We start from the raw sequence: 20,305 nt of genomic DNA on the forward strand, positions 1-20,305 counted from the left end.
ACAGGGTCTTCACGCGCCGCGCCGAGGACGTGCACGCTCTCGGCGTGGCGCGCTCGTAGCCTCGTCCGCGATGACTAGCAGTACCGGCAGCACCGCGAGCCCTGCGACGGGGACGAGGACCCTCTCGAGCCCCACGACCGCGACGAGCGCCGCGGCGCCGTCAGGCGAGCCGACCCGTCAGCACTGGATGGACCTCCTGCGGGGCACGGCGATCCTGCTGGTGATCGCGCACCACCTGCGCCTGGTCCAGCAGATCTGGGACGGCGGCACGCCCTGGGCGATGGTCGAGCTGTCCGAGGCGCTGGCCCCCTTCCGGATGCCGGCGCTGCTGTTCGCCTCCGGTCTGCTGCTGGCCCGCTCCCTGCGCCGCCCGCCCGGCCGCTTCCTCGCCGGGAAGCTCCGCGGCCTGCTGTGGCCGTGGCTGCTGTGGTCCGCGGTGATGCTGCCGATCCTCGGCTGGGGCCACGCCGACGAGCCGCTGTGGTGGCTGAACGGGATGTACACCTGGTTCCTCGCCGCGCTGTTCTGCTACTACGTGATCGGGCTGGTCACGAGGCGGATTCATCCCGGCTGGGTGGCGCTCGCCTCGGTGGTGGCGTGGACGGCGCTGCCGCTGCTGGGGGTGGCGCACGACATGGTCGGGCCGCGCCCGGACAAGTTCGTGTTCTATGCGGTGTTCTTCTTCGCGGGCGCCGCGCTGCGCCCGGTGCTCGCCCGCGGGCCGGTGCCCTGGATCGTGACGGTTCCCGCGCTCGCCGTCGCGGCGGCCTGGGCGCTGCACGCCGCCCGGATCGACGTCGAGCCGCAGGTGCCCGTGCTCACCCAGGTCGTGGTGCTGCTGGCCGTGGTGGGAGCAGTGGGCGTGCTCCAGCGGCTCCCGCGCCTGTACGCGCTGCGCCCCGTGGAGTGGCTGGGCCGCAACTCGATCGTCCCGTATCTGGTGCACCTGCCGGTGATCGAGCTGCTCGGCCGGCACAGCGATCTGCCCGCCGGGCCGGGGACGTTCGCGCTCTACTACGCGGTGACCATCGGCGTCTGCGTGCTCGCGGTGCCGCTGCGGCCAGTCACCGGTTTCCTCTATGCGTTCCCGGCGCGGAAGGCCTCGAAGGCGCCCGCTGCGGCAGCCGGCGAGTCGATCTCGCAGGCCGTCGAGCCCATCGTGGATCGCGCCGTCGACGCGATGCCTGCGGCAGGCGCGGCCCCCGTGGGCGAGGCCGCTCCTGCCTGCACGCGCCGGTAGGATGGGCAGGCCCGCTCGGCGGGCACGGGCCTGTAGCTCAGTTGGCAGAGCATCGGACTTTTAATCCGCGGGTCGAGGGTTCGATCCCCTCCGGGCCCACCCTGGTCGAAGTCTGTCGTCGGCGCCATGGCCGCGTCCTGTGGGGAGTCGACGGGAACTTGGTCGCACACCCGGCCCGTATGGCGGGGAGTGCCTGCCGGCTGCGTCCGCGGGACGAGCAGGGTGTACACGGTGCGAGAACCATGTCGGCGACCCATCGGTGTCGAAGCGCGGTCTCGCCAGCGCGAGTGCCCAGGCGGAGGCGCTGGTAGGCGCCGCTCTATTGACGGGTCCGGCATCCGGGGCAAGGAGCCGAGAGCCGCGTTCTCAGAGGTGGGCGGCAGCGGCCGGGCCGATGGGACCAGGGTCGATGACGACCAGGGAGGCGAGTTCGATGCGGTGGCGAGGTCGGGCCGTGTCGCTGCGGGCGAGGTCAGTTCGCGGTAGGGGTGAGGTCGTTCAGGAGTGCACGGACGCGGGCGTCGATGTCGTCCCGTACCAGGCGCATGCGCTCCATCCCTTCGATGCCCCGCTGGGAGGGCTCATCGGTGTGCCAGGTGGTGACCGGCGCGGTCATTCCCTCGACGGGTTCGATGACGGCTTCGCCGCCGATGGCGATCACGTGGTCGACGCTGCGCAGCAGCTCGGGGGTCACCGGCTGCGGGACGGCGGAGGACATGTCCGCGCCGACCTCGGCGATCGCCTCCGCGGACTGGGCATTGATGGCGGTGCCGGGGCGGGTGCCGGCGGAGTGCACCTCGACGGCATCTCCGGCGTGATGGCGCATGAGGGCGGCCGCCATCTGGGACTTGCCGCCGTTCTTCACGCACACGAACAGGACTGCGGGGCGTTTCGCGGTCATGGTGACTCGATCTCTCTGCTGAATCATCGGGTGGGAACGGTCGCGTCGCCGGGGAAGAGCCGGCGGCCCATGGCGAGGGCGACGTAGACGAGGGCGACGAGGGCCGGGACCTCGATCAGGGGGCCGACGACACCGGCGAGGGCCTGGCCGGAGGTGACGCCGAAGGTGCCGATGGCGACGGCGATGGCGAGCTCGAAGTTGTTGCCCGAGGCGGTGAACGCGACGGTCGTGGACTTGGCGTAATTCAGGCCGATCGCCCGGCCGAGCAGGAAGGACCCCAGGAACATGACCACGAAGTAGACCAGCAGCGGCAGAGCGATCCGGGCCACGTCTCCCGGGGCGGAGAGGATCGCGTCGCCCTGGAGGGCGAACAGCAGCACGATGGTGAACAGCAATCCGTACAGCGCCCAGGGACCGATCTTCGGGAGGAACCGCTCCTCGTACCAGGCCCGACCCTTCGCCTTCTCCCCGAGGACGCGGGTCAGGAACCCGGCGACCAGGGGGATCCCGAGGAAGATCAGCACGCTGAGGACGATCGCGCCGATCGAGAACTCGGCCGACGTGGTCGGCAGACCCAGCCACGACGGCAGCGCCTGGAGGTAGAACCAGCCCAGGGCTCCGAAGGCGATCACCTGGAAGACGGAGTTGATCGCGACCAGCACGGCGGCAGCTTCGCGATCACCGCAGGCGAGGTCGTTCCAGATGAGCACCATCGCGATGCAGCGCGCGAGGCCCACAATGATCAGGCCGGTCCGGTACTCCGGCAGGTCGGCAAGGAAGATCCACGCGAGGCCGAACATGAGGGCCGGTCCGACGATCCAGTTCAGCACCAGCGAGGTCACCAGCAGGCGTCGGTCCGCGCCGATGCGCCGGGTCTCGTCGTAGCGGACCTTCGCCAGGACCGGGTACATCATCACCAGCAGCCCGATCGCAATGGGCAGGGACACAGACCCGATCTTCACCGCCTCCAGCGCGGTGTTCAGGCCGGGGACGAACCGCCCCAGCAGGAGTCCTACAGCCATGGCGGCCAGGATCCATACCGGGAGCCAGCGATCGAGGAAGGACATCTCCTTCATCACGCGCGGCTGCTCCACATCCTTGGTGGTCGTGCTCATCAGGCCCAGACACCTTCCATCGACGGTTATCGATGAGTACGCTATGTTCCACATCGATGACTGTCAATGTAAGGTGAGGGCATGACCACGACGACCGACGCCACAGCCACCGGACTCGCGGCGAGGACCGGCTCTGACGAGTGCTGCACGCTGTCCGCAGGTCCGGTCGACACTGTCGACGCCGAGCGGATCGCCTCCCTGCTGAAGGCGCTGTCCGACCCCACGCGGCTCCGGCTCCTCTCCCACGTTGCCGCCCAGGGCTGTGAGTCGGTCTGCGCATGCGATCTCACCGAGCCGCTCGGCATCAGTCAGCCCACCGTCAGCCACCACATGAAGAAGCTCGTCGACGCCGGCCTGCTCACGCGCGAGCAGAAGGGCCGCTGGGCCCACTACTCCGTCGTCCCGTCAGCCTTTGCCGAACTCCGCGCGTTCCTCGACATCGCCTGAACCTCACCCCCGGTCGCGAGGCTCCCATGACCGCTCGCCCCAGCGTCTTGTTCGTCTGTGTCCACGACACCGGTCGATCCCAGACGGCAGCCGGGTGGCTGAGGGAGCTCGCCGGGGACCGCACCGAGGTCCGCTCCGCCGGGTCTGCGCCCGCCGACTCGATCAACCCCGCAGCGGTGGAGGCCATGGCGGACGTCGGCATCGAGATCTCCCACCAGAAGCCGAAGATCCTATCCCCGGATCCGTCCAGGCCTCCGACGTGGTCATCACCATGGCATGCGGCAACTCCTGCCCCTACTACCCCGGCAAGCGGTACGAGGACTGGAAACTCGAAGACCCAGCCGGCAAGGGCGTCGCGGAAGTCCGCCCGGTGCGCGACGAGATCCGCACCCGCATCGAGGAGCTCATCGGCAGCTTGCCACCCGCGAGCCACTCGACATTCCAGTCCAAGGTTGAGGAAGCCGAGCGCACGCGTGACTAGGGCCTCTGAAGACACCATCCCCAAGGAACAGATGCCGACTCGTCTCGAACACCTCTTGACAGCAACGCTGACAGCGACGCGATGGTGACCGTCGCGCTTCGGGTAGCAGTACGAGCCCACTGACCTGCTTGAACACGCTCTGCGGCCGGTGCTCTGGCGGACTTTCAATCCGCTAGCCGTGGGTTCGATCCCCACCGGGCCCACCAACGGGGGAACGTGACATCGACGTCGGCCACGAACGCCCTCAGACCCGGCGGAGCCCGTGCTTCGCGCGGTTCTCCCGGCGCTGACGACGCAGCTCCCGCGCCCAGTGCGGGTACATCCCCTCCGGCAGCGGGATTGCCGAGATCTGCGTGATGAGCAGTGCGAGGAACAGCGGGATCGACAGCAGGGCCGCCGGGATCCGGAGGAGACCGTCGGTGACGGGGAGAGCCGCCAGGGCGAAGCACAGGCAGAGGCCCACGAGGGCGGGCCAGCCCAGCACCGTCATGCGCTCCTGGGACGTGCGAGGGAACATCCCGTCCCCCATCCAGCGTCGCGCTGTCGCGCTGCGGCCGAGCCTCCGCCAGATCACGTACACGACGATCGCCAGCGCGATCATCACGGCAGCGAGAGCGAGCAGCAGGTAGGGGATCACCCCAGCAGTCTGCCAGCCGTCCGGAGAGGGTCCTCGATCGCGGACGCGATGCGGATGGGGAGCCATCCCCATTGCCGATGTCGGGTACGGGCAGAATGCCGGGGGCGATCACGACGAGATCCTGAGGAACGAGCACGTGGGCTTCTACGGGATGGACACGGCGGCTACCGAGGCCTTCGGTGAGCTGCTGGGCGCCTCCCGGGAGAAGATCTCGTCACGGATCGACGAGCTCGCCGGGGTCATCGCCGGGCTCGACGGCTTCTGACGCGGCCCGGATGCCTCGGCCTTCTTCTCCACCTGGGAGTCCCGCCCTTCGACGATCACAACGGCGGCCCACAGAGCGAGCGATCGGAGGAGTCGGATACCGTTCGACTCCCGTGGCTCGCAGCCAGTTCGCGCGCAGCGACACCGCGTCGGCCAGCAGCTCCTGAGCCCCACGGCCACCGCGCCACCGACACGAAGAGGACACGTCATGCGATTCGCGCTCCTGGGCACCGGTCGGATCAGCGGATGGTTCGCCAGGACGTGCCACGACTCCGGCATCGCCGAGCCCGCGATCGTGTACTCGCGCTCGCAGGAGCGGGGCGAGGAGTTCGCGCGTTCCCACGACATCGCCGCCTGGAGCGATGACCTCGACGCGATCCTCGCGGATCCGGAGATCGACGCCGTCTACGTCGCGAGCCCCATCCCCGCGCACGCCGCCCAGGTGCGCCAGGCGCTCGCGGCCGGCAAGCACGTGCTGTGCGAGAAGTCGCTCGCGGTGGACCTGGCCGAGGCGGAGGAGCTGGTCGAGGCGGCGAAGAAGGCGGACCGCGTCCTGCTCGAAGCAGTGCGCCACATCCACGACTCGGCGATGGAGACCATCCGTGCTCACCTGCCGGAGCTCGGCCGGACCTGGAGCGCCTCTTTCGAGATGATCCAGTACTCCAGCCGCTACGACGCCTTCCGCTCCGGCACGGTCCTGAACGCCTTCAACCCGGAGCTCGGCATCTCCGCCCTCGCGGACGTGGGCATCTACCCGCTGCACGCGGCCGTTCAGCTGTTCGGCGCCCCCCGCCGCACCGCCGCGATGACGCTCAGCCTTCCCAACGACTTCCAGGCCAGCGCCACTGTGCTGCTGGACTGCACCAGCACCGTCGTGACCTGCCGCTACTCGAAGGTCACGCACGGTGTCACCCCCAGTGTGATCGAGGGCGAGGACGCGACGATGACCATCGACAAGATCGCTGAGCCCTCCGAGATCGGCCTCCACTACCGCGACGGCCGCACCCGCACCCTCATGTCCGTCCCGGCGCGGCGCCCCGGCGACACCATGACCGGCGAGCTGGAGGTCTTCGCACAGCTCGTCGAGGCGCACGACGTCGACCACCGCTTCCACGCGCAGACCCTCGCGGTGCAGGCGATCGTCGACGAGATCACCGCACAGGCCGGAGAGAGCGCCCCGCCCGTGCGCTGACCCGTGCGATCACGGGGTCAGGGCCCGGCCCTCGACGCTCCCCGAGGGCTCCTGTCGCGCGGGCGCGCGACGCTATGCCCGTCGGCCCCAGCGGTCGATGGGCACCTCTCCCCATGCCAAGAGGGTTGTGACCCGCGTCGCGCCGTGCCTAGGTTCGAGGGTGCCGACGTGGGGGAACGATCCGGCGACGGCGCCGTCCGACGCACCCGAGATCCTTGAGGGGACGAAGAACGATGACCACCACCAAGATCACGCATCGACTGGCCGGCGGGGCCGCGGCCTCGGCGCTCGCCGTCTCAGGACTGGCCCTGATCGCCCAGCCCGCGCAGGCCGCCGCGCCCGGCACCACCACCGACCAGCTCACCATCCGCTCCGGCACCAGCACGGGCAGCGACGCCCTCGGCACGATCCCCGCCGGCACCACCCTCGACCTCGAGTGCCAGACCGCGGGGGAGGCCGTGCAGGGCACCTACGCCAGCGAGTATTGGGCGAAGGTCAGCTACGACGGCGTGGACGGCTACGTCTCGCGCGCCTACGTGACCGTGCCTGACGCCGCCGGCCTCGGCGAGTGCGGCGGCGGGGACCCCGCCCCCGAGGATCCGGGCCTGTCCGCCGACCGTCAGGAGGTGCTCGACCGCGGCCAGACCTGGGTGGACCGCAACGTGCCCTACTCCATGGAGGCGTACACGAATGGTCCCGACGGCCGCCAGTACCGCACCGACTGCTCCGGCTTCGTCTCCATGGCCTACGGCCTGGACACCAGCTACTCCACGGTGACGCTCACCGAGCACTTCACCGAGATCCCGAAGGACGACCTGCAGCCGGGCGACATCATCGGCAATCTCGGCCCGGGCTCCGGCGGCGCCGCCGGTCACGTCGTCATCTTCACCGGCTGGACCGACGACTCCAAGACCTCCTTCACCGTGATCGAGCAGGCCGGCGGCGTCGGCGGCGTCGCGCGCACCCACACCTGGGGCACCGACTTCTGGAACCAGAACGCTTACCGATACAACGGCTTCTGAGCCCCACCCCTCCGGCTAGGCTCGCGAGCGGGGGAGTGCAGCAGCACTCGCACGCACCACGCACGCGAGAGGGGCACGCATGTCGCAGCCGAACCAGCCCGCCGACGGCCAGGGGTACGGGACCGGCCACGGACAGGGAGGCGCGGGGCAGGACGGGGGAGCGTACGGCTACGGGATGACCACGCCCGGAGCCGCACCGCCGCCCGGGCCTGCCCCGTCACCCGGGCCTGCTCCGTCGGCCGGTCCTGCCCCGTCGGCCGGTCCTGCCCCGTGGGCGGGGCAGGGGCCGACGGCGGGTCCGGGGCCCTCGACGGCACCGCCCTCCTCGCCCGGGCCTCCGCCGTGGAGCGGCTCCGCCCCGTCGGCCGCGCCCGGGCCGTGGGGATCCTCCGCGCCCTCCGGCCCGGGCCCGTCGTCCGCTCCTGGCTCGCCCGCTCTCGGCGCCGTGGCCGTCGCCGGCCAGCAGACCCCGTCGGCCGCGCAGGCGACCGCCACGCTGCGGAAAGCCGGGATCGGCACCCCGGTGCCCACCCTCGTCACCGGTGCGCTCGCCTATCTCGTCGCCCTCCTCGCGGCGCTCGTCGTGATCGTCTCGGCGGTCCTCGCCGTGCTCACCGCCGACACCGGCGCGAGCACGGACCCGACCGGCGGCGCCGCCCCGGCGACCGACGACGCCGGGTTCGCAGGGATCATCGGCCTGCTCGGGATCCCGTTCCAGCTGGTCGCGCTCGCGAGCTTCGGCTCCTACGACGCCGAGCTGCAGATGGGCTTCCTGGGGAGCCTCTCCCTGAGCTGGCGCGGCCTGCCGCTGCTGATCACCGCGGCGATGACCGTCTTCGCCTTCCTCGCCGCGCGCACCGCCCAGCGGCGATGGAGCTCCAACGGGCCGCTCGGCGCGGCTCTGTGGTCCGGCCTCTCCGGTCTCGGCGTCGCCCTGGTCGCCCTGCTGGTCACGCGCCTGACCGCGTTCTCGATCGAGGACCCCGCGAACGGCCTGTCCCTCTCGATGCACGCCGCCGGGGCCGACATGTTCTTCGGGACCTGGACGCTGATCACTCTGCCGCTCCTGCTCGGCCATCTCGCGGGGATGCGCAAGCCCGACTGGTGGCCGCTGGTCGCCGACCTCGCCGCCGCGCCCCGCCTCGTACTCGTCCACGCCCTCGCCTTCGCCGTGCCCGTCGGCCTCCTCGCCCTCGCGGCCGGGACGATCGTGCAGATCGTCGACGGGGAGGGACGCTCCGTGCTCGGCGCGCTGCTGGCGCTGCCGCTGTGGGGACCGACCGCTCTCGCGCTCCTGCCCGGACTCGGGATGCTGGTCGTGCCGGTGCGCGCCTCCACACGCGGAGACGTGGGCGACCTCGGGCTGGGGAGCGGCATCACGCCGCAGAGCGGCACGCAGAACCTGTGGTTCGGCGACCTGCCCTGGTACGTGTGGCTGCCGATGGTGCTGATCGCCCTGCTCGTGCCGCTGCTGATCGCTCTGCTGTGGCACCGGGACCGGGAGATCCCGGCCGGGAACGTGATCGCGCAGGTCACCTCCTGGGCGGCGCTGCCGCTCGCCTACACCTTCTGCTCGCTCGTGCTGCTGGCGCTGGTGCACGTGCGGATGGACGCCGAGATGGGCTTCCTCGGCGCGATGGGCGTCTCGATGTCGCTGGCCGCCTGGATGCCGGTGGTCGCGTTCCTCCTCGGCCTCGCCGTTGAGGTGATCGCACGCTTCGGCGCTCCCTTCGTGGACCGCTTCGTGCCCGGCCCGCTCGTGAACTGGTTCCGCCGCTCGGCGCGGGCGCGCCGCGCCGAATCGGCCGCCCCGACCGCGCCCGTCGGGGAAGATGGACGGTCGTGGACGACGTCGAGCGCAGAGCCCCGCACCGGGGACGGGAGGAACCAGGGATGACAGGCCAGGGCCAGGGACAGCAGGGCGGGGCGGGCCCGGAGGCGATCGGCGAGGACCGCGCCGCCGGCTCCGAGGCGTACTTCGTCCCCGTCGGCCCCGACACCTACCTGCCCAGCGAGCACGCGGGCGGCGCGTGGAGCGACGACGAGCTGCACATCAGCCCCGTCGGCGCCCTGCTGGTGGAACATCTCGAGCGCTGGCGGGCCCAGCACGCCGACCCCGACAAGGTGCTCGGACGGCTCTCCATCGACATCCTCGGCCAGCTCCGCCGCGGGCCGATCGAGCTGTCCACCCGCATGCTCCGCCCCGGCCGCACCATCGAGCTGCTCGAGACCACCGCCGTGATCGCCGGGCGCGAGACGCTCCGCGCCCGCAGCTGGGTGATGTCCGCGCAGGAGACCGCCGAGGTCGCCGGGACCGAGCTGCCGCTGCTGCCCGGCCCAGTGGGGCTGCCCGAGCGGAGCATGTCCGAGGACTGGACCGGCGGTTTCATCCACAGCATCAGCCTGCGCGACGCCGAGCCGAAGCGGCCCGGACGCGGCCGCAGCTGGCTGCGCGCCGAGCATCCCCTGATCGAGGGCGAGGAGGCCGGCGAGCTCGCCACCTTCCTCATCCCCGTCGACGCCTCCAACGGCATCGCGGTGCGCGAGAAGCCGCGCGAATGGATGTTCCCGAACCTCGACCTCACCATCCACCTGATGCGCCGGCCGACGGGCCGCTGGCTGGGCCTGGACACCACCGTCTCCTTCGGCCCCGCCGGACAGGGCCTGACCAGCTCGGTCCTGCACGACCAGGAGGGACCGCTCGGCTCGGTGCAGCAGACACTCACCGTCCGCCCCATTCCTCGCCAGGCCTGACGAGTCACCTGCCGATGGCAGGTTCTGCGGGATCATCGACGCGTGTCCGCCGCTCCTGCGGCTCGACCGCTCCTCGGGGCTCACGGGCCCGTGGCAGGACGGCCGGTATCCCGGAGCGCTTCGTGGGCAGCGACAGGATCCAGCTCGAGTTCGAGCTGACCCTGATCAAGCAGGGCTGAGCCGGACACACGCAGTGCGTGAGCGGGCGGCGCCGGGGAACGGCGCCGCCCGCTCACGCATACCCTGACTGCCATGCCGCACCTGCTCTGCCTCGACCTGGGGACCTCCGCCGCGAAGGCCGCGCTCCTGAACCTGGACGGCACCGTCCCCCGCCGGGCGGAGGCCCCGTACCCCACCCGCCACGCGGCCGACGGGACCGCCGAGCAGGACCCCCGAGACTGGGAGCGCGCCGCCCGCGCCGTGATCGCCGAGCTGCTCGAGGCGGCGCCCGACGCGAAGGCGTCGGTTGATGGCGCGGCGCCGGCGCCCGTGCCCGCGCCGGACACGGCGCCCGACGTCGAGGTGGCGGCGCTCGTGCTCACCGGGCAGATGCAGGACCTCGTCCCCGTCCCGCGCTCGGGGGCCGCGCGCCTCGCGATCCTCTACTCCGACACCCGCGCGGGCGCCGAGGCGGAGGAGCTGCGCGCCGCGCTCACCGCGGACGGCGTCTCCTGGGACGCGCTGACCGGCAACCTGCAGGACGCGACCAGCTGCGCCGCGATGCACCTGCGCCTGCTCCGCACGGCCCCGGAACAGCTCGCGGACCTGCAGGGCGTCGTGTTCGGCCCGGCCGGATATCTCGTGGCGCGGATGGGGCTCGGGCTCTGGTGCGATCCGACGACCGCCGCTACGACGGGACTGCTCGAGGCCCGCACCCGCGACTGGTCGCCTGCAGTCGCCTGCGCCGCCGGGCTCGATCCGGCTCTGCTGCCCGCGCTGACCGGTGCGGCAGGTCAGGTCGTGGGACACGCCGGCGCGGAGGCGACGGCGCTGCTCGGCGTGCCGGACGGGCTGCCCGTCGTGCTCGCCCCGGGAGATGCGGGCACCACGACCAGCGGGATCGTCGGCCTCGCGCCGGGCGACGCCTACGTCTACCTCGGGACCAGCGGATGGCTCGCCTCGGTGCTGCCCGGGACCGGGACGTCGCCGACGGGGGCACAGGACGCCGGCGGGGAGCCCGACGGGGACGAGCCCGCCGGCGTCTCGCACCACCTCGCTCTCGGAACGTCGTCGGCGACCGCCGAGCCCCCGATCCTGCGGATCTCCGCGCTGCTCTCCGCCGGCGCCGCCGCGGACTGGGCCCGGCAGGCCGTCCTCGACGGCGCGGACCCGGCCCGGGCCGATCAGCTGCTCGAGGCGCGGGAGCAGGAGCGCGGGCGCGGTCCGAGCGGGCTGCTCGCCCTGCCCTCGATCGTGGGGGAGCGGTTCCCGGTCCGGGACGGGGATCTGCGCGGCGCCGTGCTGGGGATCGACGCGGGGACCCGGGGCATCGATCTGTACGCGGCGATGCTCGAAGGCGTCGCGCACGGACTCGCCCACGGGCTCGAGCAACCAGACGGCACCTCTCCTCGTCCGCTGCCCGTGACCGGGGGCGGCGCCGCCTCCGCGCCCTGGCTGCGGATCCTCGCCGACGTCACCGGCCAACCCGTGCGCACCGTCGACGGGACCGACGCCGCACTGCTCGGCTGCGCCCTCGTCGCCACGGAGGCGCTCGGCCTGGACCACGCCCTGGTCCCGCTCGGCGCCCGACAGGAGGCGGCGACGATCGACCCCGACCCGTCGGCCGCAGCGCAGCATGCTGCGCTGCGGCCCGCTCACCGTGCCCTGTACGACGCGGCCGCGCGGGTGCAGCGGCTCCGTTGAGACGACGCCGGTGCGCCGCTCGGACGATGTCGGTGCGCCGCTCGGACGACGCCGTCGCGCGGGTGCGGAGGCGACGGCGCAGTCTCTCGGGCGCAGCGGTGTCGCGGGTGGCGCGGGCGCACGCATGCGGGGATGGGGGATGACGGCTCGGGCACGAGTGTCAGGAGATTTGCCGAGCGGCCTGGGTCAGTCGAGGCAGAACTCGTTGCCCTCCGGGTCGGTCATCACGATGAAGCCGCCGCTCATCGGCGGCTCGGGCTCGTGGCGCCGCACCCGCGTCGCACCGAGCGGGAGGAGCCGCTCGCACTCCGCCTCGAGCGCCGCCATCCTCGCCTCGCCCTCGAGGCCGGGCGCGGCTCGCACATCGAGGTGGACGCGGTTCTTGGCGACCTTCTCCTCGGGGACGCGCTGGAAGAACAGTCGCGGCTCGGCCCCCTCGGGGTCCTCCAGGGCGGAGACGTCGTTCCGCTCGGATGTCGGCACGCCCAATCCGTCCAGGAACTCGTCCCACGCGGCGAGCGCGTCACGGCCCGTCGTCGGGTCGAACCCCGGCGGGCCCGGATGCACGTAGCCGAGCACCTCCTTCCAGAATATCGAGAGGCGGCCCGGGTCGCGGGCGTCGAAGGTGACCTGGAACGTGGCGCTCATGGGGGACTCCGTCGTCGAAGGGGAGAGCAGGGGGCACTGACACCGTGATCGTGTCCGGGCGGAAGGACGGATCCTGTCCTCAGAGGTGAGCCGGCGCCGAGGACGATGCTGGAGCCGAACTCGAGGTCGAGCCTGAAGTCGCAGTCGAAGTCGAAGTCGAAGCCCGGGCCCGAGGCGGAGCCTGAGCCGGAGCGCAATCGAGCGCGGTGCCGCTCAGCCCGCCTGCGCAGCCTCGGTCGCGCGGGCGAACTCCTCGTCGGTGACCGGTTCGAGCCAGGTGACCGTCTCGCCGTCCTCGTCGGTCTCCTGCGCGGCGATGTGCGCCATTCGCGTCCCCGACATCGCGCCGTGCCAGTGCTCCTCGAGGGGCGGGATCCAGACGGTGCGGCCGGGCTCGAGGGTCTGCACGTCCCCCGCCCGCGTCACCACCAGGCCCACGCCGGCGGTGCCGTACAGGGTCTGGCCGCGCGGGTGGGTGTGCCAGTGGGTGCGGGCGCCGGGCGCGAAGTGGACGTGCGCCATCGCGAGGCGGGACCCCTCCATCGGGCCGCGCAGCGCCTCGTGGAGCACGGAGCCGGTGAAGGCGTCGGCCGGCGCCTGGGCGGACTGGGGAACGGGGAGCTTCTGCATCGATGCCTCCTCGGTGAGCGGTGGTCCCCATGAGATACCGGACGGGTGCGCAGGGGCAAGGGTGTGGACGGACGGGCCGGTCCGGGAAACGGATCGTTCCTCCACAGGGAATTCTGGAGGGAATTGCTGATTCGCGGCGATGTGGAGGAACGGTCGGTGCGGGAGGTGGGGTGCCAGTGGACGCGGTGCGCATCCGAGCGTGCAGGTCATAGGCGTTCGAAGTGGGTCGGCGTCGATGTGTCGTGGGGTCTTCTCCCGGTGTCGGGAGAATCGTGCTTCGACGCTGTCCACAATTTCCGTCGAGGCTTTAATCTGTCAGGGGTGCGCGGGAGGATGGGGCCATGACAGCGACGACGCCCCCGCAGCCCGCCCCGGAGCAGCACGCTCCGGAGCAGGTGCTCGCCGCGCTGCATGCCGGCGGTCCGTCCGCGCTCGCAGAGCTCCTCGGGGACGTCGACCACCTGCTCACCTCCCTTGCGACCGACCCGCAGGCGATGTTCGAGGTCGGCGCTCGGCCGCGGCAGGAGGTCAAGAACCTGCTGGACATGATCCACGGCGCGCTCAGCTCCCTCGCGGCGCTCGAGGCCCGCACCCTCGTCGCCTTCGCCGAGGCGCACCTCCGCGACCGGATCGACGCGGCACGGGACGACGTCGCCCACGAGGACGACATCCTCCCGCCGCTCGAGCAGCTCATCCGCCAGTCCGATCGACGAGCCTCGGCCGACATCACCCTCGCGACCCACCGCTCGCCCGCCACCGCGAGCTCGAGCCTGGCCGCCGCGCGCCGACTCGTCGGCTCCATGCCGCGCATGCTCTCCGCCCTCGGCCGCGGCGCGATCACACCTGCCGTCGCGTATGCCGCGGCCACCACCTCCGCCCCGCTGACCGACCAGCAGCGCCGTGACGTGGACCAGGTGCTCCACGAGCGCCTGCCCGAGATGGAGGGCGCCGGCGTCAAGGCCTGGCGAGGAGCCGTCGGAGCCGCCGTCGGCGAGCTCGACCCCGACGGAGCCGCGCACCGTCACCGGATCGCCCGCCGCTCCCGCCACGTCACCCTCACCCCGGGCGAGCACGGCATGGCGACCCTCAGCGCCCATCTTCCCGCCCTCGACGCGAAGCGCGTCCACAAGCGGCTCTCCCTCGAGGCCGAGCGACGCAGGTCCGAGGGGGACCGGGAAGGCCACGGCGCGCTCATGGCCGATGCGCTGGTCGGGACCCTGCTCGGCAGGGACAGCGGGCTCGAGCTCGAGACCCTCGACGTCGGCGTGATCATCACCGACCGGGCCCTGCTCGCTCCCGAGCACGGCGACGCGGCGCATATCGAGGGATACGGCCCGGTGCCCGCCGACGCCCTGCGCGCCGAGCTGCGCGCAGCCCTCGCCGCACCGGAGGACCCGGCCTGCGACCGCTACGGCCCTGACGGGCCCTCGATCAGAGCAGTGCTGCGGAAGCTGTTCCAGCACCCCACCCGCGGGGAGATCGTCGCCGTCGAGTCGAGAGCCCGCGAGTTCCCGCAAGCCCTGAAGCGCTTCCTGCACCTGAGAGATGGTCGCTGCCGCGCCCCGTACTGCGATGCCCACGTGCGCCAGTACGACCACATCACCCCGCACAGCCGCGGCGGTGCGACCAGCCTCGACAACGGCCAGGGGCTGTGCGGGCACGACAACCTCGGCAAGGAGGACGGCTACGCGACCGTCGAGCGCCGAGGCGACCAGGCCGCCGACGGCCACCAGGTGGAGTGGACGAGCCACAGCGGGGCGAGCGTCGTCCGACGGGCCCAGCGCCTCGGGCCGACCGCCTTCGTGGTGATGCCCGACGACTCGGTGGCACCGGATACGACGACGGGGACGACGGAAGCCGTAGGAGACTCCGACGGCGAGCAGCTCGAGACCAGCGGGGCCGCCGACGGGGAAGGGCTCGAGATCCGCGGGACCACCGACTCGGAGGCCTGCACCATGACCCGCCCGCTGAGCGTTCAGGTGCTCACTCGCACGATCCCGACCCGCCCCGTGCGGTCAGCGGGGCCCTCTGGTCAGAAGAGTCCGCAAGCACCTGCGCCCGGCAGGATCCGTCACGACGAGGGGCGATCCGGGAGGTCATCCACGGGATCGCCCCTCGCCTCGAGAGTTCGCCGGGCTCAGCGCGTGGCGCGCCGCAGCCAGGCGGTCGTCGCGCCCGGCAGCAGGATCTCGTCGTCCACGCCGCCCTCGAGCGGGCTCGAGGCGATCAGCACCTCACCCTCCGGCAGCGCGACGGGCGCTTCGCCGAAGTTCGTCACCGACAGCCAGCCGCCCGGACGCTCGAAGGCCAGCACCTCCCCGGTCGAGAGAGTCTCGTCCCAGGTCAGCGACTCCTCGGACTGCAGCTCGCGGCGCAGGCGCAGCGCGGCCCGGTACATCTCGAGCGTCGAGCCGCGCACCCCGTCCTCGGCCTCCACCGAGAAGTCCGCGAACCATGCCGGCTGGGGGAGGTGCGCCCCGCCCGTGCCGAAGCCGAAGGACGAGCCGCCGCGGGTCCACGGCAGCGGCACCCGGCAGCCGTCCCGGCCCAGACCGTCGAAACCGCGGTCCTCGGCGGTGGTGCGCCAGAACGCGGGGTCCTGCCGCTGCTCGTCGGGGATCTCGGCCACCTCGTGCAGGCCCAGCTCCTCACCCTGGTACAGGTACGCGCTGCCGGGCAGCGCCAGCTCGAACAGCGTCGCCGCCCGTGCCCGGCGCAGCCCCAGCGCACGGTCGATGCCGTCCTCGGGACCGCCCGCGAGCACCCACTCCGCGCCCTGCTTCACGTCCCGGCCGGCCCGCGGCGGCAGCCCGTACCGCGTCGCGTGGCGCACCCCGTCATGGTTCGAGAACACCCAGGTGGTGGAGGACCCTGTGACCTCCGACTGCGCCAGGTTGTCGGTGACGATCTCCCGGAAGTGCGCGGCGTCGAAGTCCGCCTCCATCAGGTCGAAGTTGAACGCCTGCCCCAGGCCCTCCGGGCTCGCGTACTTCGCGCGACGCTCCGCCGTCTCCACCCACGCCTCGGCCACCGCGATCCGCGGCGGATCGTAGCGGTCGAACAGCTCGCGCCACTCCGCATAGATCTGGTGCACGTCGTCCCGGTCCCACAGCGGATGCGTGCCGTCCTTCGGCATCTCCTTCAGCTCCGCCTTCGAGGGCAGCACCTCCGTCAGATCCTTCGCCAGGCCGTGGGCGACGTCGATCCGGAACCCGTCCACCCCGCGGTCCGACCAGAACGCGAGGGTGCGCAGGAAGTCCTCGTGCACCTCCGGGTGCTTCCAGTTGAAGTCCGGCTGCTCGGTCGCGAAGGAGTGCAGGTACCACTGCCCGTCCGGCACCCGCGTCCACGCCGGGCCCGAGAAGATCGAGGTCCAGTCCGCCGGCGGCTCCTCGCCGTTCTCTCCCCGCCCGTCACGGAAGATGTACCGCTCGCGGGCGTTGGAGCCCTTCGGCGAGGCGAGCGCCTCCTGGAACCACTCGTGACGGTCCGAGGAGTGGTTCGGGACGACGTCCACGATCAGACGGATCCCGACGCCGTGCAGCACCGCGACCATCTCGTCGAACTCCTCGAGCGTCCCGATCCGCGGGTCCACGTCGCGGTAGTCGTCCACGTCGTAGCCGCCGTCAGCCAGGGCCGAGGGGTAGAAGGGGCTCAGCCACACCGCATCCACGCCGAGCTTCTGCAGGTACGGCACGCGGGAGATGATCCCGCGCAGGTCGCCGATCCCGTCGCCGTTGCCGTCCGCGAAGGAGCGCGGATAGATCTGGTAGACGGAGGCCTGACGCCACCAGTCGGCGTCGGCCTGCAGGGCGGCGGGAAGGGTCTGGGGAGCAGCGGTCACGATGGGAGAACCTCCGGTCGATCGGGTGGGGCGGTGAAGGGGCTGGGTCACTTGATCGCGCCCTGGGTGAGGCCCGACATCACCCAGCGCTGTGCGAACAGGTACACGATGATCGCGGGGGCCATCGCCATCAGGTACGACGCGAAGGCCACGTTGTAGTTGTTGCTGAACTGCGTCTGGAACATGTTCTGCAGCACCGGGACGGTCTGCAGCGCCGGGTCGGAGATGATCAGCGAGGGCATCATGAAGTCGTTCCACGACTGGATGAAGGCGAAGATCCCCACCGTCGCGCACATCGGTCCCAGCAGCGGCAGGATCAGACGCCAGAACACCCGCCAGGTGCCGGCGCCGTCCATCCGCATCGACTCCTCGAGCTCGAGCGGGATGGTGCGCAGGAACGCGGTGAACAGCAGCGTGTTGAACGCCATCGCGAACGCGATGTGCAGGATCGCCACGCCCAGGGGGTTGTCCAGCCCGAGCAGGCCGGTGAGCTGGATCTGAGGCAGCGCCACCACCGGGAACGGGATGAACATCGCCGCCAGCAGGTAGAAGAACGACCAGCGGAACAGCCGACGGTCCCAGTTGCGCACGATCGCGTACGCCGCGAGGGAGGAGATCACGATCTCCCCGGCCACCGCGACCACGGTGATGAACAGCGAGATCGCGAAGGCGCGCGGGAAGTTCGTCAGGCTCCACGCTTCCGCGAAGCTCGACAGGGTCAGCGGCGAGGGGAGGCTGAACGCATTGCCGTCGACCGCCTGCTCGGTGGTCTTCAGCGACATGTTCACGGTCACGAACAGCGGCACGAGCACCGTCAGCGCGCCGAGGATCAGCAGCGCGGTCGTGGTGACGCCCACGCGGTCCCGGCCCACCCGGCCGCGACGGCGACGACGCGGGGCCGGGGAGGTCGAGCGCGAGCCCGAGGTCGAGCCCGCGGACGGGGCAGGGGCGAGGGGTGCGGCGGTCGACATGCTCAGAGCACCGTCCTTCCACGGGTGAGGCGGAGCTGGAGGCCCGCGAGCGCGATCGAGATCAGGAAGAACACCATGGCGTTGGCCATCTGGTAGGCGTAGTCCCCGCCCTCGAAGCCGCGGAAGATCGACATCGCGACCGAGCGGGTGGCCACGCCCGGCCCGCCGTCGGTGAGGCCGACGATGATGTCGTAGGCGTTGAGGTAGTTCTTGAAGCCGAGGATCGTGTTGATGACGATGAAGCCGGAGACCAGCGGCAGCGTGATGTGCCACAGGCTCTGCCGTCCCGTCGCGCCGTCGATCGAGGCCGCCTCGTACACGTCGGCGGGGATCGTGACGAGCCCGGCGATGTAGATCAGCATCGTCGCGGGGATGGACTGCCATGCCGTCACGATGACGATCGCGACCCATGCCCAGTCTTCGTTCGCCAGGATCGAGACCGACAGCGACTCGGAGCCGAGCGTCTCGCCGAGCATCGGCACGGTGTTCGCGAACAGGTACTGGAACACGAACGCGATGACGATCCCCGAGATCACCATCGGGACCACGTAGATCGTGCGCAGCGCCGCGGTGAAGCGGATCCGGGAGGTCAGTCCAAGCGCCAGCAGGAACGCCAGCGCGTTCACGAGCACGACGGTGACCAGCGCGAACCCGAGGGTGAACAGGTAGGAGTCCAGGATCCCCTGGTCGCGGAACATCGCGATGTAGTTCCGCAGCCCGATGACGTCCCAGTCCCCGAACCCGATCGAGTTCGTGAAGCTGTAGGCGAAGCCGAGCACGGCCGGGAGCGTCACCGCGAGGGTGAACAGCGCCAGCGCCGGCAGGAGGAACAGGTGGTAGAGGGGGTCGGTCCGGCGCCGCGAGGGGCGCGGGACGGACGCGCGCCCGGTCGCCGGGGCGTCCGGGGCCGCGCCGTCCGCGGTCCCGTCCTCGCGGGGCGGTGTCGTCGTCGACATCGATGCTCCTTGCTGTGTCGTCATCATGCGCTCACTCCCGGAAGGCCAGACGGGCCCAGTCGGCGTCCATACGGGCCAGCACCGGCTCGGGGTCGGCGCCGCCGGCGATCGACTGGATGTAGTTCTCCGCCGGGATCGAGCGGGGGATGAACTGCGAGGCGCCCATGTAGAAGCGGCCCTCGTCGTAGTACCGCTGCATCTCGGCGATGCGGTCGTCGGTGACGGGCGGGGCGTCGGTCCTCGTGCCGAAGGCGAGGAACTCCGCGTTGTAGGGGTCCTGCACCTCGGGCCGCATCAGGAACTGCGCGAGCTCGCGAGCGCCCTCGGGGCTGCTGGCCGCCTCGGGCACCCACAGCGACAGGTCGATGTTCACGCGCACCTTGAGGTCGGCGGGGTCGTCGGTCATCGGCAGCGGGAAGGTGCCCAGCTCGACGTCCGTGCCGGCCTTCGCGATCTCGCCGAGCGCCCAGGGACCCTGGAAATACATCGCGCCCTTGCCCTGGGCGATCGCGGTGTTCCCGTCGCCGTAGCCGCGGTTGGAGGCATCGGGGTTCACGAACGCGAGCAGCTCGCCGAGGCGCTGCATCGGCTCGAGCAGGGTGCGCTGGAAGGAGACCTCGGAGTCGGGGCCGACGTCCTCGCCGATCTCGTCCATCCGCCGGTAGAACTCCCGCACGTCCACGAGCCCGCCGACGGTGTAGTCGAACAGTCCCTGCGCCACCGTCCACGCGTCGAGGAAGGTCGCGTAGATCGGGGTGACGTCCGCGGCCTGCAGCGTCTCGCACACCGCGAGCAGCTCGTCCCAGGTGGTGGGGACCTCGAGGCCGTGCTCGTCGAAGATCCGCCGGTTGTAGATCACCGAGGCTGCGGTGACGGAGTAGGGGAGCACGCTGGTGCGGCCCTCGTAGGTGGGATACCAGTCGGCGAGCTCGGCGACGTCCTCGCGGATCTGCCCGGCCGCGGGGAGGTCGGAGAGGTCCGAGAGCGCCCCACGCTCCATGAAGCGTCCCATCTCGAGGTTGTAGTTCAGGCAGCCGAGGTCCGGCGGGCTGTTGCGCACGAAGCTCGCCGAGAGGTTCGTGGCGATGTCGTGCTGGACCGAGAACCGGCTCTGCGCCTGCGAGAACTCCCCGGCGAGCTGCGAGAAGTAGGGGATGGCCTCGGGCTTGGACTGGTAGAGCGTCAGCTGTGAGCTGCCGCCGCCGGCGCCGCAGGCGGAGAGGGCCGAGGCGGCGAGGGCGGCGCCCGCGCCGGCGAGCACGCCGCGTCGCGAGGGCCGCGTCGGCGAGTGTCGCGCGTGCCGATTGATCGAGGATGACACCATCGTCTCCTTGGAGGGG

General features: G+C 71.5%; 17 protein-coding genes, 1 tRNA gene and 2 pseudogenes. 11 read left to right on the top strand and 9 right to left on the bottom strand.

What is annotated here, in order from left to right:
• Positions 1-70: 70 nt before the first annotated feature.
• Positions 71-1,240 carry an acyltransferase gene (locus A4A78_RS06475; RefSeq protein ID WP_082835211.1) on the top strand — a complete coding sequence of 390 codons (1,170 nt, stop codon included), beginning with the start codon at positions 71-73 and terminating at the stop codon, positions 1,238-1,240.
• A 26-nt stretch (positions 1,241-1,266) separates the two neighbouring features.
• A tRNA-Lys gene (locus tag A4A78_RS06480) sits at positions 1,267-1,339 on the top strand.
• Between the two features lie 373 nt (positions 1,340-1,712).
• Here the strand turns inward: A4A78_RS06480 and A4A78_RS06485 are convergent.
• The gene (locus A4A78_RS06485; protein ID WP_062947519.1) at positions 1,713-2,141 is read right to left on the bottom strand and encodes a low molecular weight phosphatase family protein; all 429 of its coding nucleotides are present in this window, start codon (positions 2,139-2,141) and stop codon (positions 1,713-1,715) included.
• A 23-nt stretch (positions 2,142-2,164) separates the two neighbouring features.
• The gene (gene arsB, locus A4A78_RS06490) at positions 2,165-3,256 is read right to left on the bottom strand and encodes an ACR3 family arsenite efflux transporter (RefSeq protein WP_062947520.1); all 1,092 of its coding nucleotides are present in this window, start codon (positions 3,254-3,256) and stop codon (positions 2,165-2,167) included.
• Between the two features lie 81 nt (positions 3,257-3,337).
• Between arsB and A4A78_RS06495 the strand changes: the two genes are divergently transcribed.
• Together A4A78_RS06495 and A4A78_RS06500 are read left to right on the top strand one after the other, a co-directional pair.
• Positions 3,338-3,703, top strand: coding sequence for a helix-turn-helix transcriptional regulator (locus tag A4A78_RS06495; protein ID WP_062947521.1), 366 nt, complete (start codon positions 3,338-3,340; stop codon positions 3,701-3,703).
• Positions 3,704-3,729: 26 nt separating this feature from the next.
• Positions 3,730-4,184: pseudogene (locus A4A78_RS06500) on the top strand (arsenate reductase ArsC).
• 244 nt (positions 4,185-4,428) lie between these two features.
• Here A4A78_RS06500 and A4A78_RS06510 read toward each other — a convergent pair.
• Positions 4,429-4,821: a hypothetical protein gene (locus A4A78_RS06510; protein WP_062947522.1), complete on the bottom strand. Its 393-nt coding sequence runs from the start codon at positions 4,819-4,821 to the stop codon at positions 4,429-4,431.
• Positions 4,822-4,957: 136 nt separating this feature from the next.
• On the opposite strand from A4A78_RS06510, the gene A4A78_RS18250 reads away from it, so the two are divergent.
• The 6 genes from A4A78_RS18250 to A4A78_RS06535 all read left to right on the top strand — a co-directional run bounded on the left by A4A78_RS18250 (position 4,958) and on the right by A4A78_RS06535 (position 11,916).
• A complete protein-coding gene (locus A4A78_RS18250) occupies positions 4,958-5,086 on the top strand; it encodes a hypothetical protein (protein ID WP_255360961.1) in 129 nt (42 codons plus the stop codon).
• Positions 5,087-5,293: 207 nt separating this feature from the next.
• Complete coding sequence (locus A4A78_RS06515) at positions 5,294-6,277, top strand: Gfo/Idh/MocA family protein (RefSeq protein WP_062947523.1); 984 nt, start codon at positions 5,294-5,296, stop codon at positions 6,275-6,277.
• Positions 6,278-6,510: 233 nt separating this feature from the next.
• Positions 6,511-7,299 (top strand): SH3 domain-containing protein, encoded by a 789-nt coding sequence (locus tag A4A78_RS06520; protein ID WP_062947524.1) that lies wholly within the window; start codon positions 6,511-6,513, stop codon positions 7,297-7,299.
• A gap of 445 nt (positions 7,300-7,744) precedes the next feature.
• Entirely contained in the window at positions 7,745-9,196 is a 1,452-nt protein-coding gene (locus tag A4A78_RS06525) for a hypothetical protein (RefSeq protein ID WP_062947525.1), read from the top strand.
• Entirely contained in the window at positions 9,193-10,053 is an 861-nt protein-coding gene (locus A4A78_RS06530) for a thioesterase family protein (protein WP_082835212.1), read from the top strand. The genes A4A78_RS06525 and A4A78_RS06530 overlap by 4 nt, the downstream gene beginning before the upstream one ends.
• Positions 10,054-10,305: 252 nt before the next feature.
• On the top strand, positions 10,306-11,916 hold the full coding sequence (locus A4A78_RS06535) for an FGGY family carbohydrate kinase (protein ID WP_062947526.1): 1,611 nt from the start codon (positions 10,306-10,308) through the stop codon (positions 11,914-11,916).
• Between the two features lie 186 nt (positions 11,917-12,102).
• Here A4A78_RS06535 and A4A78_RS06540 read toward each other — a convergent pair whose 3' ends face one another.
• Entirely contained in the window at positions 12,103-12,564 is a 462-nt protein-coding gene (locus A4A78_RS06540; protein WP_062947527.1) for a VOC family protein, read from the bottom strand.
• Positions 12,565-12,777: 213 nt separating this feature from the next.
• A complete protein-coding gene (locus A4A78_RS06545) occupies positions 12,778-13,194 on the bottom strand; it encodes a cupin domain-containing protein (RefSeq protein WP_062947528.1) in 417 nt (138 codons plus the stop codon).
• Positions 13,195-13,739: 545 nt separating this feature from the next.
• On the opposite strand from A4A78_RS06545, the pseudogene A4A78_RS18345 reads away from it, so the two are divergent.
• Positions 13,740-14,822, top strand: a pseudogene (locus A4A78_RS18345) (HNH endonuclease); the annotation flags it as partial.
• A 509-nt stretch (positions 14,823-15,331) separates the two neighbouring features.
• Here A4A78_RS18345 and A4A78_RS06560 read toward each other — a convergent pair.
• The 4 genes from A4A78_RS06560 to A4A78_RS06575 are packed head-to-tail and all read right to left on the bottom strand — an operon-like array spanning position 15,332 to position 20,289.
• A complete protein-coding gene (locus tag A4A78_RS06560; RefSeq protein ID WP_062947531.1) occupies positions 15,332-17,038 on the bottom strand; it encodes an alpha-amylase family glycosyl hydrolase in 1,707 nt (568 codons plus the stop codon).
• A 47-nt stretch (positions 17,039-17,085) separates the two neighbouring features.
• Positions 17,086-18,009: a carbohydrate ABC transporter permease gene (locus A4A78_RS06565; RefSeq protein WP_062947532.1), complete on the bottom strand. Its 924-nt coding sequence runs from the start codon at positions 18,007-18,009 to the stop codon at positions 17,086-17,088.
• 2 nt (positions 18,010-18,011) lie between these two features.
• Complete coding sequence (locus A4A78_RS06570) at positions 18,012-18,965, bottom strand: carbohydrate ABC transporter permease (protein ID WP_062947533.1); 954 nt, start codon at positions 18,963-18,965, stop codon at positions 18,012-18,014.
• A gap of 31 nt (positions 18,966-18,996) precedes the next feature.
• Positions 18,997-20,289: an ABC transporter substrate-binding protein gene (locus A4A78_RS06575; protein ID WP_062947534.1), complete on the bottom strand. Its 1,293-nt coding sequence runs from the start codon at positions 20,287-20,289 to the stop codon at positions 18,997-18,999.
• Positions 20,290-20,305 lie beyond the last annotated feature (16 nt).

The sequence above is a fragment of the Brachybacterium sp. sponge genome (genome assembly GCF_001613775.1).
GTDB classification, from domain to species: Bacteria; Actinomycetota; Actinomycetes; order Actinomycetales; family Dermabacteraceae; genus Brachybacterium; species Brachybacterium conglomeratum.

Bases quoted from the DNA above. Each gene is read 5' to 3' on its own strand.
- A4A78_RS06475 (WP_082835211.1), top strand. From the start codon at position 71: ATGACTAGCAGTACCGGCAGCACCGCGAGCCCTGCGACGGGGACGAGG.
- A4A78_RS06485 (WP_062947519.1), bottom strand. From the start codon at position 2,141: ATGACCGCGAAACGCCCCGCAGTCCTGTTCGTGTGCGTGAAGAACGGC.
- arsB (WP_062947520.1), bottom strand. From the start codon at position 3,256: ATGAGCACGACCACCAAGGATGTGGAGCAGCCGCGCGTGATGAAGGAG.
- A4A78_RS06495 (WP_062947521.1), top strand. From the start codon at position 3,338: ATGACCACGACGACCGACGCCACAGCCACCGGACTCGCGGCGAGGACC.
- A4A78_RS06515 (WP_062947523.1), top strand. From the start codon at position 5,294: ATGCGATTCGCGCTCCTGGGCACCGGTCGGATCAGCGGATGGTTCGCC.
- A4A78_RS06520 (WP_062947524.1), top strand. From the start codon at position 6,511: ATGACCACCACCAAGATCACGCATCGACTGGCCGGCGGGGCCGCGGCC.
- A4A78_RS06530 (WP_082835212.1), top strand. From the start codon at position 9,193: ATGACAGGCCAGGGCCAGGGACAGCAGGGCGGGGCGGGCCCGGAGGCG.
- A4A78_RS06535 (WP_062947526.1), top strand. From the start codon at position 10,306: ATGCCGCACCTGCTCTGCCTCGACCTGGGGACCTCCGCCGCGAAGGCC.
- A4A78_RS06540 (WP_062947527.1), bottom strand. From the start codon at position 12,564: ATGAGCGCCACGTTCCAGGTCACCTTCGACGCCCGCGACCCGGGCCGC.
- A4A78_RS06545 (WP_062947528.1), bottom strand. From the start codon at position 13,194: ATGCAGAAGCTCCCCGTTCCCCAGTCCGCCCAGGCGCCGGCCGACGCC.
- A4A78_RS06565 (WP_062947532.1), bottom strand. From the start codon at position 18,009: ATGTCGACCGCCGCACCCCTCGCCCCTGCCCCGTCCGCGGGCTCGACC.
- A4A78_RS06570 (WP_062947533.1), bottom strand. From the start codon at position 18,965: ATGTCGACGACGACACCGCCCCGCGAGGACGGGACCGCGGACGGCGCG.
- A4A78_RS06575 (WP_062947534.1), bottom strand. From the start codon at position 20,289: ATGGTGTCATCCTCGATCAATCGGCACGCGCGACACTCGCCGACGCGG.